General features: G+C 45.7%; 19 protein-coding genes. 12 read left to right on the top strand and 7 right to left on the bottom strand.

Translation table 11 applies throughout. The features are described 5' to 3' along the window. Positions 1-15 precede the first annotated feature (15 nt). Positions 16-861, top strand: coding sequence for a dTDP-4-dehydrorhamnose reductase (gene rfbD / locus CBF27_RS08280; RefSeq protein ID WP_126813842.1), 846 nt, complete (start codon positions 16-18; stop codon positions 859-861). Positions 862-931: 70 nt separating this feature from the next. Next, positions 932-1,333 carry a glycerol-3-phosphate cytidylyltransferase gene (gene tagD, locus CBF27_RS08285; RefSeq protein ID WP_126813843.1) on the top strand — a complete coding sequence of 134 codons (402 nt, stop codon included), beginning with the start codon at positions 932-934 and terminating at the stop codon, positions 1,331-1,333. 89 nt (positions 1,334-1,422) lie between these two features. On the opposite strand, the gene CBF27_RS08290 is transcribed toward tagD, so the two are convergent. After that, entirely contained in the window at positions 1,423-1,758 is a 336-nt protein-coding gene (locus CBF27_RS08290; RefSeq protein WP_126813844.1) for a helix-turn-helix domain-containing protein, read from the bottom strand. A 373-nt stretch (positions 1,759-2,131) separates the two neighbouring features. Here CBF27_RS08290 and CBF27_RS08295 point away from each other — a divergent pair, with 373 nt between their 5' ends. From CBF27_RS08295 to CBF27_RS08315, 5 genes are read left to right on the top strand one after another with little or no spacing between them, the layout of a single operon-like run. Further along, a complete protein-coding gene (locus tag CBF27_RS08295) occupies positions 2,132-2,368 on the top strand; it encodes a PTS sugar transporter subunit IIA (protein ID WP_245986004.1) in 237 nt (78 codons plus the stop codon). Then, positions 2,365-2,835 (top strand): PTS sugar transporter subunit IIB, encoded by a 471-nt coding sequence (locus tag CBF27_RS08300; RefSeq protein WP_126813845.1) that lies wholly within the window; start codon positions 2,365-2,367, stop codon positions 2,833-2,835. The genes CBF27_RS08295 and CBF27_RS08300 overlap by 4 nt, the downstream gene beginning before the upstream one ends. A 16-nt stretch (positions 2,836-2,851) precedes the next feature. Continuing rightward, complete coding sequence (locus tag CBF27_RS08305; RefSeq protein WP_126813846.1) at positions 2,852-3,619, top strand: PTS mannose/fructose/sorbose/N-acetylgalactosamine transporter subunit IIC; 768 nt, start codon at positions 2,852-2,854, stop codon at positions 3,617-3,619. 18 nt (positions 3,620-3,637) lie between these two features. After that, positions 3,638-4,453 (top strand): PTS system mannose/fructose/sorbose family transporter subunit IID, encoded by an 816-nt coding sequence (locus CBF27_RS08310; RefSeq protein ID WP_126813847.1) that lies wholly within the window; start codon positions 3,638-3,640, stop codon positions 4,451-4,453. A gap of 36 nt (positions 4,454-4,489) precedes the next feature. Continuing rightward, positions 4,490-5,455 (top strand): SIS domain-containing protein, encoded by a 966-nt coding sequence (locus tag CBF27_RS08315; protein ID WP_126813848.1) that lies wholly within the window; start codon positions 4,490-4,492, stop codon positions 5,453-5,455. Positions 5,456-5,531: 76 nt separating this feature from the next. On the opposite strand, the gene CBF27_RS08320 is transcribed toward CBF27_RS08315, so the two are convergent. Both CBF27_RS08320 and CBF27_RS08325 read right to left on the bottom strand, forming a co-directional pair. Then, positions 5,532-6,488 carry an LPXTG cell wall anchor domain-containing protein gene (locus CBF27_RS08320; protein ID WP_126813849.1) on the bottom strand — a complete coding sequence of 319 codons (957 nt, stop codon included), beginning with the start codon at positions 6,486-6,488 and terminating at the stop codon, positions 5,532-5,534. Between the two features lie 156 nt (positions 6,489-6,644). Beyond that, entirely contained in the window at positions 6,645-7,841 is a 1,197-nt protein-coding gene (locus CBF27_RS08325) for an AraC family transcriptional regulator (RefSeq protein WP_126813850.1), read from the bottom strand. Positions 7,842-7,961: 120 nt separating this feature from the next. On the opposite strand from CBF27_RS08325, the gene CBF27_RS08330 reads away from it, so the two are divergent. Next, entirely contained in the window at positions 7,962-8,933 is a 972-nt protein-coding gene (locus tag CBF27_RS08330) for an NAD-dependent epimerase/dehydratase family protein (protein ID WP_126813851.1), read from the top strand. An 83-nt stretch (positions 8,934-9,016) separates the two neighbouring features. On the opposite strand, the gene CBF27_RS08335 is transcribed toward CBF27_RS08330, so the two are convergent. The 3 genes from CBF27_RS08335 to CBF27_RS08345 all read right to left on the bottom strand — a co-directional run bounded on the left by CBF27_RS08335 (position 9,017) and on the right by CBF27_RS08345 (position 10,059). Continuing rightward, positions 9,017-9,229, bottom strand: a complete 213-nt coding sequence (locus CBF27_RS08335) for a DUF2922 domain-containing protein (protein ID WP_126813852.1) — start codon at positions 9,227-9,229, stop codon at positions 9,017-9,019. A gap of 14 nt (positions 9,230-9,243) precedes the next feature. Continuing rightward, the gene (locus CBF27_RS08340; protein WP_126813853.1) at positions 9,244-9,447 is read right to left on the bottom strand and encodes a DUF1659 domain-containing protein; all 204 of its coding nucleotides are present in this window, start codon (positions 9,445-9,447) and stop codon (positions 9,244-9,246) included. A gap of 81 nt (positions 9,448-9,528) precedes the next feature. Then, positions 9,529-10,059, bottom strand: a complete 531-nt coding sequence (locus CBF27_RS08345; protein ID WP_148112288.1) for a sigma-70 family RNA polymerase sigma factor — start codon at positions 10,057-10,059, stop codon at positions 9,529-9,531. A 218-nt stretch (positions 10,060-10,277) separates the two neighbouring features. On the opposite strand from CBF27_RS08345, the gene CBF27_RS08350 reads away from it, so the two are divergent. Next, the gene (locus CBF27_RS08350) at positions 10,278-11,054 is read left to right on the top strand and encodes a competence protein ComK (RefSeq protein WP_126813855.1); all 777 of its coding nucleotides are present in this window, start codon (positions 10,278-10,280) and stop codon (positions 11,052-11,054) included. A 54-nt stretch (positions 11,055-11,108) separates the two neighbouring features. On the opposite strand, the gene CBF27_RS08355 is transcribed toward CBF27_RS08350, so the two are convergent. Then, positions 11,109-13,229: a heavy metal translocating P-type ATPase gene (locus CBF27_RS08355; RefSeq protein WP_126813856.1), complete on the bottom strand. Its 2,121-nt coding sequence runs from the start codon at positions 13,227-13,229 to the stop codon at positions 11,109-11,111. A 154-nt stretch (positions 13,230-13,383) separates the two neighbouring features. On the opposite strand from CBF27_RS08355, the gene recX reads away from it, so the two are divergent. The 3 genes from recX (at position 13,384) to ntdP (ending at position 16,017) form a co-directional block, all read left to right on the top strand. Beyond that, positions 13,384-14,208 (top strand): recombination regulator RecX, encoded by an 825-nt coding sequence (recX, locus tag CBF27_RS08360; protein WP_126813857.1) that lies wholly within the window; start codon positions 13,384-13,386, stop codon positions 14,206-14,208. Beyond that, positions 14,177-15,391, top strand: coding sequence for an A/G-specific adenine glycosylase (mutY, locus tag CBF27_RS08365; protein WP_126813858.1), 1,215 nt, complete (start codon positions 14,177-14,179; stop codon positions 15,389-15,391). Before recX ends, mutY begins: the two co-directional genes overlap by 32 nt. An 89-nt stretch (positions 15,392-15,480) precedes the next feature. Further along, positions 15,481-16,017, top strand: a complete 537-nt coding sequence (gene ntdP / locus CBF27_RS08370) for a nucleoside tri-diphosphate phosphatase (protein ID WP_126813859.1) — start codon at positions 15,481-15,483, stop codon at positions 16,015-16,017. The last annotated feature ends 71 nt before the right edge of the window (positions 16,018-16,088 follow it).

Here is a 16,088-nt window from a genome sequence, read left to right on the forward strand (position 1 = left end):
AAATGAAGTGATGAATTGAAGATCTTAATAACAGGCGCCAACGGGCAACTGGGGAAAGAACTGCAAAAATTATTGAATGAACGCCGCGTGCCCTTTGATGCCGCCGCTAAAGACACGCTGAACATCACTGACCAACAAGCAGTCATGGCGTATTTTAAAGACAAACAGCCGGACTGGGTGTTTCACTGCGCGGCTTACACAGCCGTGGATGCGGCGGAAGATGAAGGGAAAGACCTCAATTATCTGATCAATGCCACAGGGACCGCACATATCGCGCAGGCTTGCCAACTGACCGGGGCGGTGCTGGTATATGTCAGCACCGATTATGTGTTTGACGGCACGAAAAAGACGGCAGAGTATCGCGTGGATGATGCGACCAATCCACTGAATGAGTACGGCAAAGCCAAACTTCTCGGCGAACAGGCTGTCAGGGAAAATTGCGAAAAGTATTACATCGTCAGAACATCATGGGTATTTGGCGAGTTCGGAAAAAACTTTGTCTTCACAATGAAACGCTTGGCGGAAACGCACGAGAGTTTGACCGTTGTGCATGACCAGTTCGGCAGACCCACCTGGACGAGAAGTCTGGCGGAATTTCTGGTATTTCTCATGACGGAGCGGCCGACTTACGGGACGTATCATTTTTCAAATGATGACAGCTGTAGCTGGTACGAGTTTGCGCGGGAAATATTGAAAGACGAAAAAGTCATAGTAAAGCCGGTGGACTCCTCGCAGTTTCCGCAAAAAGCCGCCCGCCCGCAGTACTCAGTGATGGATTTGTCCAAAGTAAAAGAGCTGGGTTTCAAGATAGAGACATGGCGGGAAGCGTTGGGAAAGTTTTTGGTTAGTTTACACCACTAGTCCCCACTTTTCTTTCATTTTTCACAAATCTATGGTAAGTTAAGCTTATACCATTTTATGAGGTGAAATCATGAGGAAAGTAATAACCTACGGCACATTCGATTTGTTGCATTATGGGCATATAAATTTATTAAAGCGTGCCAAGGAGCAAGGTGACTATTTGATAGTTGCATTATCCACAGACGAATTCAATTGGAACGAAAAGCAGAAAAAGTGCTACTTTGATTATGAGAAGCGCAAAATGCTGCTTGAGGCGATTCGCTATGTCGACTTGGTCATCCCTGAAGAAAACTGGGAACAAAAGCGTACAGACATTAAAGAATTCCAAGTAGATGTATTTGTAATGGGTGATGACTGGGAAGGCAAGTTTGATTTTGTTAAAGAAGAAGGCGCAGAGGTTGTATATTTGAGCCGTACACCAGAGATTTCAACGACTCAAATCAAAAAGGATTTGAACAATCAAAAAAAATAAAAATTAATACAGATAAAAAAATAGAAAACCGCATGCTTTCAGCGACAGCTGACCGCATGCGGTTTTTTATATCCTCTGTTATTCCCCGCTTATTCTCCATCTGTCATTTCTTTAATCAACTGCAGTAAAATTTCCGCAATTGCATCTCTTTTCTTTGTATTCAATGAATTTAATGCATTGAAAAGCTGAGCGATAGGAGTATCCTCATCAGTTTCAAGTGAGCCGAAAAATGACATATACGAAATGTTTAAGCCCTCTAAGATCCGGGTCAGTGTAGGTAATGTCAGATTGAATCTCCCGTTTTCTAGCTTGTTAATGTATTTTGGATCAAGGCCTGATTGTTCTGATAATTTTTCCTGACTAAGTCCTTTTTCAAGCCTGAGTTGTTTGATTTTTTTTATAATAATATCGTTTAAGTCAATCATAATTACACTCCGTTTTCTGTCTGATACTCTTATCGTAAGTGTTATTTTTTTAAAAGGTAAGTTGCAAAGAGTGCTATTTACACAAAATATAGTTCATTTTAATGATATAATGTGGTAGAATAAGTTCATTATATAGAAATAAATGGGGTGATGGTTATGAAAAAGTTAAATAGAATTAAAAAGGGGTGGTTTTATCAAAGAATGACACTTGGCTTATCATCAAGCTGTTTCAGAGTATAGCTGGTAAAAAGTTCAACCTTACACTTCTCATTAAATTATTTGCTACACTATGTTCACTAATAGGGGATTAACAGATAGGAGAAAACACATGAACACACTTATTCTTGCAAGTCATGGAAATTTAGCATAAGGGATGAAAGATGCAGCGGCGATGTTTATTGGTTCAGCGGAAAATGTTTATGCTTTATCAATGTGTAGAGATGAAGAAGCAGCTAGACTTATCACAGATATACTGGGTGGCAGTGTCAATAATAAAATGACAGCGCTTGTCATAAAGCTGGCACAACTAGTGGCGGAAAGTCGAGAAGGATTAATGGGGTGCAGGAAATTGTGTGAACAACCCATCAAAGCAAGAGGTGACAACTTATGATAAAACTGGTTCGGATCGATCAGCGGCTGTTGCATGGTCAAGTGGTGTTTGCCTGGAGCAAATCGTTGAATATTCAGCGGATTATTGTGGTGGATAATGCAGCGGCAGAGGATGAGCTTAAACGAATGACATTGAATTTATCCAGACCAAGCGGCATGAAGTTAAATATTTTTACAGTCGAAGAAGCGTTGCAGAAAATGCCCAAGGTCGAAACACTCAATGAAAACATCATGTTGATTTTTGGGAATACTGCAGAAACTCGGGCGTTTTGCGAGGCATATCCCAAAATAGACACAATTAATTATGGCGGGATTTTCAAAAAAGCTGGTGCCAAACAATTTGGCAACGCAGTTTTTCTTGATACGTCAGAACAGGCGGATGCCAAAGCGTTGAAGCAGCGGGGAATCAGCCAGTATATCCAACAGGTACCAACTTCTAGAAAAGAAGATTTGAATAAAATGCTGTAAAGGAGCGTGGAAGTATATGTTGGTTCAGTCAATTCTTTTAGGACTCGTTGGTGTGTTTTGTATTCTCGACTCCCGGCTGTTAGGACGGATGAATTTTGAAAGGCCGCTGATTGTCAGTACGCTGGTCGGGCTGGTTTTAGGTGATGTGGAAAAAGGGCTGATTGTCGGTGCTTCGTTGGAGTTGATGTCTTTGGGTATTGTTAATATCGGGGCCGCGGCACCGCCGGATATGAACATGGCATCGATTATTGCAACAGCGTTTGCGATTTTTTCGAATACAAATGCAGAAACCGCATTGACGATTGCAATTCCCATATCTGTTCTTGGGCAGATGCTTGGAATCTTGATGCGTACGATATTATCTAACCTGACGCACGTCGGCGACCGCTTGATTGGCGAAGGTAATTTCGCCGGAGCACGTCGTATTCATATTTTATACGGAACGAGTCTGTATGCCTTAATGTATTTTGTACCGATTTTTTTAGCAGTTTACTTTGGTACAGATGTCGTGAAACAAATCGTAGAAGCCATTCCCGCATGGATTACGGATGGACTGACGGTAGCTAGTAAAATTCTGCCTGCTTATGGTTTCGCCCTTCTGCTTCAAACAATGCTGACAAAGAAATTGCTGCCGTTTTTGCTGCTGGGGTTTTTAATCACTGCTTATTCCGGTCTGGGGATTACCGGCGTAGCATTTTTCGCCTGTATTGTGGCTTTTGTGATGTATGTGATTGACGAAAGGCAGCCATCCGGCGGCAGTGCGGACGACTTGTTGGAAGAATGATAAGGAGGAAATCAGAAAATGGCAAAAGGAAAAGACCCAAACCAGTGGAAGTACTGGCAATTTGTCTGGCGTTCCTGGGCGATTCAGGCATCGTGGAATTACGAACGTCAGATGAACATGGGATTTATGTACGGTATAGCTCCTATTTTGGATAAGATTTACCAGAAACCGGAAGACAAGGAGAAGAAAATCGAAGCTTATAACCGTCACATGCAGTATTACAACTGTACACCGCAGACAAGTGCGTTTGTTTTGGGATTGGCATCCTCAATGGAGGAGCAATATTATGAAGATCAGGAAAATGTGAATCCGGAAGCTATCAGTGCGGTGAAAACATCGCTGATGGGGCCGCTGTCAGGCGTCGGCGATTCGTTTTTTCAGGGGACCGTTCGAGTACTGGCTTTTGGCTTAGGGATTAATCTGGCGCAGGAAGGGAGTATTTTGGGACCGATTCTTGCAATGGTGATTTCGTTTGTGCCGTCGATTTTGGTGACATACTATGGCGGGAAATTCGGTTACACAATGGGGAATACTTATTTGGCCAAACTCTATCAGGAAGGCTTAATGGATAAAGTGATGTACGTTTGTTCGATTGTCGGGCTGATGGTCATCGGCGCGATGATTGCCAGCATGATTGGTATCACCACTCCGCTGTCCTTCGGCAAGGCATTTGTGCTGCAGGATATCCTGGATGACATCATGCCCCAGATGCTGCCGCTCGGGCTGACCTTCTTAATGTACTGGCTGTTGCAGAGGAAAGTCAAGACCGGCTGGCTGCTGTTGCTTTGTATTGTAGGAGGGCTGGTAATGAGTGTGCTGGGTATTTTGAACTAATGGGCGATAAAAATCAATAATGGGAGGAAGATAACAATGAATCCAAAGCAGATTATTCAAGAAATCGTTGCAGAAAAAGAGGTCGATCAAGTCGTTTTTGTCGGATGCGGTGCATCGAAGGCTGATCTTTATCCGGCAAAATACTTTTTGGAACAAGAAGCCAAAGAACTACGTGCAGCTCATTTTACGGCTAATGAATTCAACTATGCAACGCCGGTTTCGGTTGATGAACACACCGTGGTTATTTCTGCTTCTTTGGGCGGGACAACGCCTGAGACAGTTGCAGCCAACCGACATGCTCAAAAATCTGGTGCGACTGTTGTCAGTTTAACACGGAGCGTTGACTCGCCGTTAGCGAAAACAGCCGATTATGTGATTTACCACGGATTTGCGGAAAACTATGCGGCGAAATTGGAAAAAACAGGTTATGCTCTGCAATTGGCGGTGGAACTGCTGCATCAGATAGAAGGGTATGCCCACTACGACAGCATGCAGGAAGGTTTCGAAAAAATTTACGAGCTGGCCCAGCGTAGTGCCGAGGCGGCGGGCAAGTCTGCCAAAAAATTTGCTGAACGGTTTAAAGATGAATCCGGTATTTATGTCATGAGCAGCGGAGCGTCGCATGAAGTAGCCTATTCGACGTCAGCTTGTCTGATGATGGAGATGCAGTGGCTTCATTCAGGTACATTTCACTCCGGCGAATTTTTCCACGGTCCTTTTGAAATCGTTGACCGTGATGTCCCGTTCATTTTATTGATGAATGACGGCAGGACCAGAGATATCGACGCCCGGGCATTAGCCTTTTTGGAGCGTTTTGATGCGAAGACGGAGGTTGTCGATTCCTTGGATTATGGGTTGTCGTCGCATATTCCGGCTGAAGTGCTGGATTATTTCAATCCTTTTGTACTTACCGCCGTTTTCCGCGTGTATGCAGAAGAATTAGCATCTGCTAGGCAGCATCCGCTGACTAAGCGCCGGTATATGTGGAAACTTTCTTATTAGGATAGCCGCATACAGTATTACGAAAGACCGCCAAGATACGGCGCAACGTATCTTGGCGGTCTGTTTCATCAGCAAGTTATGGCTTTTTCTTTTTCATCACAAAGTACGCAGCAACACCGATGATAATGATGCCTCCCAGGCCGACCAGCCAGATATTGCGGTTTTCCCCGGCTTGCGGCAGCTTGCCTTTTTTATCGGATGCTGTCTGTTGTTTTTCTGTAGTGGTGGTTGTAGTAGTTCCAGTTTCTTTCGCGTCAGTCTGTCCGCTATTTTCTGTTGGCACGGGAATCCCATCAGATGCAACTCGGCTGATTCGGGCAATTTTTCCCGGCCAGTTCAGCATTTCGCCTTTGACTGTTTCGTCCAAATAAGTCAAGGCTTCTGTTAAAGCGTCATTAGTTAGTTTTTTGACACCGATGGCGCTGCTGCTTTCCGGATAGAGTGCTGCCAAATATGCCTGAAGCGCATCAATGTTGTCGATCAAGTCTTTATAACTCATCTCTTCGGGGTTAAAAGCCAATTGTCCCGAGATTTTTTCCCATGAAAGGGTCTGGTCATTATAGAGAGCCTGCAATACTCGAACATAACCGCCTGGGTCCATGCCGTAGAAATCGCGGTTGTAGCGGTCGAACAAGGTCATGGCGTTTTCCAGCTGCTCATCTGAATAGGCATCCAGTTCTGCTTTGTCAATGCCGAACTGGTCATTCAGAAGTACGTTGCGGATGCTGGCAGCGTCTGACATTCCTTCAGCATTGCCGGATTTGATACCAGTATCTTCTTCAATAGCGGCAACCACTTCTTCCGGTTTTTCTGCTGTTTCTGCCGGCTCCTTGCTTTCTGAGTCAATTGAAGGTTCCGGTATAGCACTATCAGTTTCTTGCACCTCGTTTGTCTGGTTTGTTTCGTTTGTTGTCAATATTTGCACGGTATTGCTGGTTGCAGTTTTTTCTTCTGCCTGTACTGTTGTTTGGGCAGGCAAAGCTGTCATAGCCAGCATACTTCCCAAAATAATTGTGCGTAAAATAGTTGTCATTGTTCAAATCCTCCTAGTATTACGGAATAACATTGCAATCAAATTGTAACATTTTGTAATATTGATGTAAACAAAGAACGTGTATTTTTTTTGTCAGCATCAACTAAGTCCTTTTCCAGTCATCATACAATGACTGTTAATATAGCTTAGGCTCAATCAAGTCAGGCTGAGTTTTTGGCGGCTTTCCCGGAGATAGACGCTTGGTGCTGTCCCGTACACCCGCTGAAAGTTTCGTGAAAAACTTAAAGGGTCCTGAAAACCGCTGAGGAGGGCGATGTCGCTGATTGATTGATCCAATGTGACAAGCAGGTTTCTGCCGACTTGTACGCGTACGGTGTTGAGAAATTGTGTAAAGGTTGTCTGGAATTGTGTTTTAAGCAAGTGTTGAATCTTTTTTTCTGTCAGGTGCAAGTGTCTGGCGGCTGTTGCGATGGTCAGCGGTTGTCGGCAGTTTTCCAGGATATAGCCGGCAAGCTCCCATACATCGGCGGAAATAGTTTCTGAGGCAGTTCCATCGGCACGGTATTCCTGAGGTGTGACGCCTTGAAGCTGTTTAAATGTTTTATAAAAGGCTGCTTCCGAGCGAAAACCGCTGATGGTTGCGATTTGGTTTAACGACAGTTCATGGAATTGGGTCAAGGCAGCAGCATTTCTAATTCTCACCTGGTTCAACAACTGATGGAAACCCATGCCGGTGAGTTGTTTCAGTTGCCTGTTGACTTCCTTTCTATCTATGCCAAAGGCCTCTCCCAGCTTATCCGGTGTCAGCTCTTCCTGATGATGAAGGTGGAGATATTGCAAAACCAGCCAGCCGAGGTTGTCCGTGACCGGTTTTTTGTCCAGCTCATTTTGATGGCGGCTGTAAATATAAGAAATAAATGAAATCAGTGCCAGATTCAGCGGCTCATGATTGTCAGGAGTCAGCTGGAATTCGGTTTCCAATTCCGCGCACAAATAGGTAATGTGCTGGCGGTAGCGCGGCTTCAGCGGGACAACAGGAATGGCGTTGTCGATTCTCTGGATTGAGCGCAGATAGGTGCTTTGATTGGTGCTCACCAACAGCAGCAGTCCGATTGAAAAACGGATACGGTAGCATTGGATTGTTTCATTGGCAGCCAAGAGAAAACGATGCACATGATAAGGCATCAATTGAATAAAATCACCGGCTGTGATGGTGGTGCTGAGGTTGTTGATTTCGATTCGTCCAGTTCCTGATAGTACGTAAAGGAACTCAATTTCATCACGGAACACTTTTTGAGTGCTCCTGCTTATTGTTTCTTTGGTCAAATGAAGTTCTTTAGGTTTGAGCTTTTCCGAAAAATAATCGCTGCTGATATAAGGAAAGTTGTCCATTTCAAATCGCCTCCAAGTTGATTTTATCAAAAAGTGAGTGAAATGTCTTTTTATGACAGGTATCAGCCGTGCGGAACGTTTATAATAATTGTGAAAACAAACACAATAGGAGGGACAAACATGTCAAAAGTATTTGTTTTAGGCGGTACCGGTTTTTTAGGGTATTACACGACCAGGGAATTGTTGAGCAGAGGTTATCAGGTGAAAACGATGGCGCTTCCGCCCATGCCGGCGGATGATTTGCTGCCGGAGGGTGTGGAATGCCGGCTGGGTAATATCAACGACTTAACGGATGAAGAAATTGTCTCCTTGCTGTCTGATTGTGAGGGATTTATTTATGCGGCAGGTGCCGATGAGCGGACTGTGCCTGACAAGCCGGCGTTAAAGTTCTTTTATGAAGCCAATGTCTTGCCGACACAACGGCTGGCAAGACTGGCCAAGCAAGCAGGAGTCAAGAATTTTGTCGTATTTGGCTCGTACTTCGCAGAGTTTGCTGAACGATTGCCGGAATATCATCTACGGGGTCAAGCTTATCCTAACACGCGTCTTTTGCAGGAACAAGTCGCTTTCGCAGAAGGGGAAGGTGCTATGAAGGTGTGTTCGTTGCGGCTGCCGTATATTTTTGGTACGATGCCGGGGCGTGAACCGCTTTGGCGGATGTTCGTGGACCGTGCCCGCGGTCAGGAAGTGTTTCCTAGCCCGGCAGGAGGAACGGCAATGGTCACTGTAGAGCAGGTTGCCGAAGCCGCTGTCGGCGCTTTGGAAAATGGCGCACATCGCGGCACGTACGCTATTTGTGCATTAAACATGAAATTTCAGCAGTTTTACGAAATGATTGTGGCAGCACTGGGGCAGACGGAGACGACGCAAGTGCCCGTTCTACCGTTTGAGCAAATGCAGCCCACATTTGAAGCGATTGATGCGCAGGCTGATGCCGCCGGAAAAGAGCACGGGATTCATATGGCGGTCAGTGGCAGACTGCAGTTTGAAGATTTGTACTTGGACCCGGCGGATACGATGCCGCTGCTGGGAATCAAAGAGCATGACGTCCTTGCCAGTATTGAAGAAACACTGGCGAGGTGTGTGCAGTAACAGCGAAACACCGTCACACAGCAAAAGAGCCTGCAGCTGTCTATTTTAGACGCTTGCAAGCTCTTTTGTTTTATCAGTTACTCTTAAAACAACTTCGTAATAATCGTTTCAGTATACTTGGCAGATTCCGGCTGGACGTAAAGCGGCTGGTTATTTTTTTGGAAAAGTGCCAGTTCGCAAATTTGTCCCATAACTGGTTTGACGACTTCTCCGGTCAAATCTTGTTTAGCAGCATTGAGCGTCAGGTTGGCACGTTTTCCTTCTGCATTTAAAAAGCTCATGGTCAGTTTTTTCATCAGTCAATTCCTCCTTATACTACGTAGCGTTGTTTGTCAATGACGACGACAGATGACAGGGTATCTGGCGACAGCTGGGCAATCAGCTGTCCGAACCTCACAATGTTTTCCCCGGAAGATTCCTCGGTTAAATAGCTGACGGTTTGCTTACGGGGTTTTTCTTCTCCGGCAACGTTGAAATACAAATCGGCTTGTTTTGCTTCAAAAACAGGCGGCATATGACATCTCTCCTTTTTCATTTATGTGCAGGGTCGCGACTGCCTACATTATTAGTAACGAAACAACAGGTGAAAGTGTCGCTATTTTTGAAAAAATTTTAAATATTTTAGTGCGAGTCTGTTGCGCCATTTGTAGACAGTGCTGCGTGAGACTTGGCGTTTGCGGGCAATTTCGACAACCGACAAGTCGTAGAGGAAGACATCGATTAAATAGTGGCGTTCTGCGGCTGTCAAATGCGGCAGGACAGTTTCGATAAACAGCTGATACTCAATTGATGCAGCTTCTGATATGGTTTGTTTTTCCGCCAGCTGTTGCAGCTGCTCGTCAGTTGAGCGGGCCATCTTGGATTGCCGGCGCTGTTCTTTTCGCAGTGCATCAGTTAGTTTCCAGCAGATTCTCTGGTAAATGAAGACGTTGAGGCGGCTGTTCGGATGATTGCCGGTCTGAAAAATCTTGTATGCTTCTAAAAGTGTGAGTCGCGCCAGCTGCAGGTAATCCTCGTACTGCTGAGAGTGGGGATAGATGCCGTATTTTTTCAGCGCACCGTGAATAAGCCTTTGGTTCTCAGGTGAGAGAATATCAAAGTCATCGTAAGTCATTTTTTTTTGCACCTCTTTGGCTATAAATTCAACTGGCCAGCTGCAAAAAGTATAGCCAAAATTGCGAATTCGCGAAAATGCTAATAACGCTTAAACTCCGTCAAAAAAACAAATAATAAATGAAATACAGCGTTTTCAATAAACGGTCCTTTTGTGCTATAATGAGTTGTTCTTAAGGGAATCAGCACTTAAAAATAACAAGCAAAAAAATATAAAGGAGTTAAGCCTATATGAATTCGGTCCATTATAACGACTTTGGACGTCTGAGGAAAAGAACCGCCCGTGATTCTGAGGTCTGCTATCAGTGCATATCAGAAATCGATTGGGGTTCAGCTGAGGAATATAATAAGACAGTGGATGAAACAATCGCAATGGTGCTTGTTAGTAATGAAAGCGGTGTGTACCGCTCACGTCTGCTGTCAGCTTCCGGCGTGCCCTATGTCAGCCGGGAAAGCAGCAACAAGTTGATCTTTGCTATCAACCGCAATGCAGCTGTCACGTATGATATTGCCCGGATGGCAATGTCGAAGCTGGTCAAGAAAAGGTTGTATAAATTTCCCTGTTTTAATCAGAAGTACTTATTCATGCCGTTAACAGGACCGATGGAGAGCAACACAACTTGGCTAAATATCCGCTATCTTGATAAAATCATGAGTGTTTCCAAGACTGGGGCCACTAAATTGTTGTTTTCAAACGGTTTTAGTTACACAGTTTTTTTCGGTTGTTCTGCTGTAAAAAAGCGGGTGATTCATGATATCCAGCTGGTGTTGGCATTTATGGTTCCCTATGCCGAGTTATCCCTGTGCACGTGTTCGGAAAAAGTTATCCAGTCGCTCTCGGAGTGGGAAGGGATGTTCATTTACGACCAGAGGCACAAAATTTCTCAACCGCTTCGGGTATTCAGCAGCGCCGAGTTGCACGCTGAACTGGCAAAGACGTATTATTTGAAAACGACTCCGGGAAAGAATTTATTGTTGGAAGAAGATGAGTGGTATTTTTTTCGATGAGAAGAATATAATGATATCTCCAGCTGGTTAAGTTGGAGATATCATTATGTTGCATTAGAGACGTTGGGCCCTCACTAGCCTCAAGGCGTTCAGCGTGACCAGCAAGGTGGCTCCCATGTCAGCGGCGATTGCTAGCCAAAGAGTCAGCCAGCCGGGGATGACTAGCAAGACGGCAAGAAGTTTGATGGCGAGTGAAAAACCAATATTTTGTTTGATAACAGCCATTGTTTTTCGGCTGAGAGAAATAAGCAGAGGCAGTTTTTCCAAATTATCACCCATTAACACGATATCTGCAGATTCCAAGGCAACGTCTGTGCCTGTGCCGCCCATTGCGACACCAACAGTGGCAGACGCCAGAGCCGGGGAGTCGTTGACGCCATCGCCGACCATGATGACATTGTGGCCGGCTTGCATCAGCTTTTGAATCTCCTTGATTTTGTCCTCCGGCATCAACTGACTTTTGACTTGCGAGATGTGCAACTGGTTACCGATGGCATTTGCCACGTCTGGATTATCTCCTGTTAGAAGAACTGTTTCGGTAATTCCCAGTTGCTTAAGCTTTTGAACTGTTGCAGCTGCATTGTGTCTTACTTGGTCTGCGACAGCCATCAGTCCGGCCGGTTTGTCTGCCGGCCCGAAGAAGATGACTGTTTTGCCTTGGACTTGCAGGTCGTGCAGTCTTTCTTCGTCAAGTGACGTGAGGACATCTGCATCTTGAAAAAGTGAGCGTGTCCCGACGATATAGGTCTGGCCGGCGACACTACCTGTTATTCCTTTGCCGGTGATGGCCTGAAACTGGTCAACAGCAAGGTGCTGGTAGGAAAGTTTTTTGGCCTGTGCTTCTTTGATAATTGCACTGGCAAGCGGATGCTGGGACTGGTTTTCCAAAGCTGCGGCAAGTGTCAATTGTTCCTCAAGGTCGTCACGCTCATCAAACAGGACGATGTCTGTCACGGCAGGACTGCCTTCTGTCAATGTGCCAGTTTTGTCGAATGCGACAATTGTTGCGGCACCAGATTTTTCAAGGAAAATGCCGCCTTTGATGAGGAGACCGTTTTTGGCCCCGTTGCCGATGGCTGACACGATAGCAACCGGTGTGGAAATAACAAGTGAGCATGGACAACCGACGACAAGTAGTGAGAGTCCTTGATAAATCCATTTTTCCCAGGCGGCACCTGTCACAAGCGGCGGGATGACAGCTGTCAATAGTGCGATAATCATGATGACAGGTGTATAATAAGCAGCAAATTTATCGACAAAGGCTTGTGCCGGCGCCCGTTTGGCCTGGGCGTCTTCCACTAAATGAATCATCTTTGAGAGTGTCGTGTCTGTCACGAGCTTAGTAACTATGACTTCCAGATAACCTTCTTCATTGATTGTACCGGCATAGACAACATCATCTATCTGTTTTTCAACAGAGAGGGACTCGCCCGTGATTGCCGCCTGATTGACACTCGAATGTCCACGGCTGACGATGCCGTCCATAGCGATTTTTTCCCCGGGCTTGACCATCATGACATCACCAATACGTACGTCTTGGACTGACAGAAGCAGCTCTTGGTCATGCCGGCGGATGAGTGCTTTTTTAGGGGCGTACTCGACTAGCGTCTGAATGGAACGGCGGGCGTTGTTGACGGCGTGCTTTTCCAGTGCTTCGCTGATGGCAAAGAGGATGACGACGATTGCGCCTTCTTCTTCGCTGCCGATCAGGATTGCACCAGTGATTGCGATTGTCATTAGTGTCTCCATTGTAAAAGTGCCGCTCAGAAGATTGGCAGCGCCTTCTTTGAACAAACTGGCACCACCTATCAAAATCGCCAGTAGAAACAAGACAGAACCATCAATCCCGGCTGTTGCTTCGAGAAGGTAGCCTACTGCAATCAGCAAGGCTGCCAATATTGTGCGTTTGTTGTCTTTAATTATTTGGGGCAATCCTCTGGGCTGTGGAAGAGTTTCTCTTTCCTGCGTTACGGTCAGTTTATCAAAGGCGCCTGCCTGCTCAATTTCTTCAATGGAAGCGTGGCCGACGACGGTTAGTTTGCCAGCACCAAAATTGATGCTGGCATCACTGACTCCCGGCAGCTGCTTGACATTTTTTTCAAATTTTCCGGCGCAGTTTGTGCATGAAAGACCGTTTACCCAATAGGTTGTTTCATTTCCTTTTTTCGGATTCATAGGAAGCCTCCTGCATCGTAAGTAATAGATTCTTTTATTGTACTCCGTCCAGTAGGGATTGTATAGAAAAAAAGCGGCGGCTGCGTGATTTTCACGGGCATCCTTTTTTATGGTATAGTTATAAAGAAATCTAAGAACAGAGGGATTGTGACAGATGACTGAAACGATAACAATAATCAAAAAAATAAAACGTAATCAATACGAGCTGCAGTGCGAGTCTGGTCGGAAGGTCATCGTATCGGAGGATTCTTTGGTCAAGCACCGCCTGTTAAAGGGGAGCGAGCTGACCGAGGAACAACTGAACCGTTTGGAGGAAGAGGCACTGCTTGACATCGGTTATCAGCTGGCGCTCAATTATTTGAATTTCCAGCTTCGGTCGGAGCAGGAACTGCGCAGGTATTTGAAGAAGAAAGAAATACCGTTCAATCACGTGACACCGATTATTGAACGGTTGCGGGCTCTTGATCTGGTCAATGACCGGTTTTTTGCTGAAAGTTATGTTCGGACAGTCATGCGTACATCGGACAAAGGCCCTCAAGTTATCCGGCAGCAGCTGGCAAAAAAAGGCGTGCAAGCGGCGGATATCGATGCTGCCTTGCTTCTTTATGATGAGGTAACACAACGGCATGCGGCTCTGACAGCTGCTGAAAAAGCGCTGAAAAAATACCGCGGCAAAAGTCATCAGGAGAAGCAGGAAAAGACGCGTCAGCTGTTGTATCAAAGAGGTTTCTCCGGTGATGTCATCACTCAGGCGATGGCGGAGCTGGCAGTGGAAAAAGACGAGGATCATGAACAGACGCTGCTTGAAAAAGAGGGCGGCAAGCTTTGGCGGCGCAACAGCCGTTTCGAGCCGGCAAAGCGAAAACAGAAAGTGATGCAGTCGCTGTTTCAAAAGGGCTTCGAGTATGATTTGATTCAGCAGTTTATCAATCAAAAAGAGATGGAGGATGACGGTGAGCAGGATGAGAGAATGGACTGAGGAGCAGACTTGTTTGTTTCAGGAGTCGCTTTTGAACTGGTATCAAACGGAGCAGCGGCTTTTGCCGTGGCGGGAAAACACTGACCCGTACCGGGTGTGGGTATCGGAGATCATGCTCCAGCAGACACAGGTCGCTACTGTGATTCCTTATTTTCTACGGTTTATGGAATGGTTTCCGAGCATTCAAGCTTTGGCGGAGGCGCCTGAAGACAGGCTGTTGAAAGCTTGGGAGGGGCTGGGCTATTATTCCCGTGTGCGCAATATGCAGACGGCGGCCAAACAGATCATGACTGATTACGGCGGCAAGATGCCAAAACGGCCCGAAGACATTTCTGCTCTTAAAGGCATCGGCCCTTATACAGCAGGTGCGATTGCGAGCATTTGTTTTCATTTGCCCGAACCGGCGGTGGACGGCAACGTGATGCGTATCTACAGCAGATTGTTTAGTATCTGTGATGACATCGCACAGGCGAAAACGCGGAAAATATTCGAAGGAAAAGTCAGACAGACGATATCCCCGACCCAGCCCGGCGATTTTAATCAGGCGCTGATGGATTTAGGGGCAACGGTGTGTACGCCGACTTCGCCGAAATGCGATATCTGTCCGCTTGCAGCATATTGTTCTGCTCATCATGCCGGGCGCATGACCGATTATCCGGTGAAGACGAAAAAGCCGAAGCCGGTGCCGGTTTATTATCTCGCTCAGGTGATTCAGAACAGCCGCGGAGAATTTTTGCTGGAACAGCGCAACAGTCAAGGGGTACTTTCTGGCATGTGGACGTTTCCGCTTCGTGAGGTGACTAAGGCAGCGTACCGGTGCTATCTTGACGGGTGGCGCTCGTATCAGCAGTCTAAAGAGGCACCGACATTGTTTGATTTAGTTGCCGAGGATGACGGTGAGACTCAGGCAAATGCTTTTCTCGAAGAGTTGGCTGTTTTTGGCAGTCAAGCAGTCTGGCAGAAGCAGCCGGTCGGCGAAGTGACGCATATTTTCAGCCATTTGAAGTGGTTTATCCTGCTTGCCTCAGGGTTTGAAAGAGCGGGCAGCGAGCTGACGCTGAAAGAGAATCAGCGCTGGGTCGCGCCGGAAGATTTTGCGGCGTTTGTTTTTCCCAAACCGCAACAAAAAATGGTTGCGCTCCTGTATAAAAATAATATTCTAAAAAGTGTCAGTGACAGTTAAACTATGATATAATGTTTTCGATGTCGGTGTAATTGAAACACCCTAACGTAAAAGTTGGCCTCTGGTCAAGGAAAGTAGGGTAATACGAAATGCGAATTCCTAGAGAAGGAGAGTTCGTGACGATTCAAAGCTACAAACATGACGGCCGCTTACATCGAACATGGCGTGACACCATGGTGCTGAAAACAAGTGAACATTCCATCATCGGCGTGAATGACCACACGCTAGTCACTGAATCCGATGGACGAAGATGGGTTACGCGCGAACCGGCAATTGTTTATTTTCATCAAAAATTCTGGTTCAATATAATTGCCATGATACGAGAAAAGGGGGTATCCTATTACTGCAATCTTGCATCACCGTATATTTTAGACGAAGAAGCCTTGAAGTATATCGACTATGATTTGGATATCAAGGTGTTTCCTGACGGTGAGAAACGTTTGCTGGATGTGGATGAATACGAACAGCATCGTATCGCAATGAATTATCCCAAGGAAATTGATTTTATCCTGAAGGAAAATGTCAAGATTCTTGTGGATTGGATAAACAATGAACGGGGTCCTTTTTCAGAGGATTACGTGGCTATCTGGTTTAAACGTTATCAGCAGCTTTCACGACGATGTTAGTCAGTCATGTTAAGCAGAATTCTCAAAAAAGCAAGAAGAACTTTCCGCTGATTCAGCAGGAAAGTTCTTTC

Origin of the sequence: Vagococcus acidifermentans (assembly GCF_003987655.1) — a bacterium.
Classification (GTDB): domain Bacteria; phylum Bacillota; class Bacilli; order Lactobacillales; family Vagococcaceae; genus Vagococcus_B; species Vagococcus_B acidifermentans.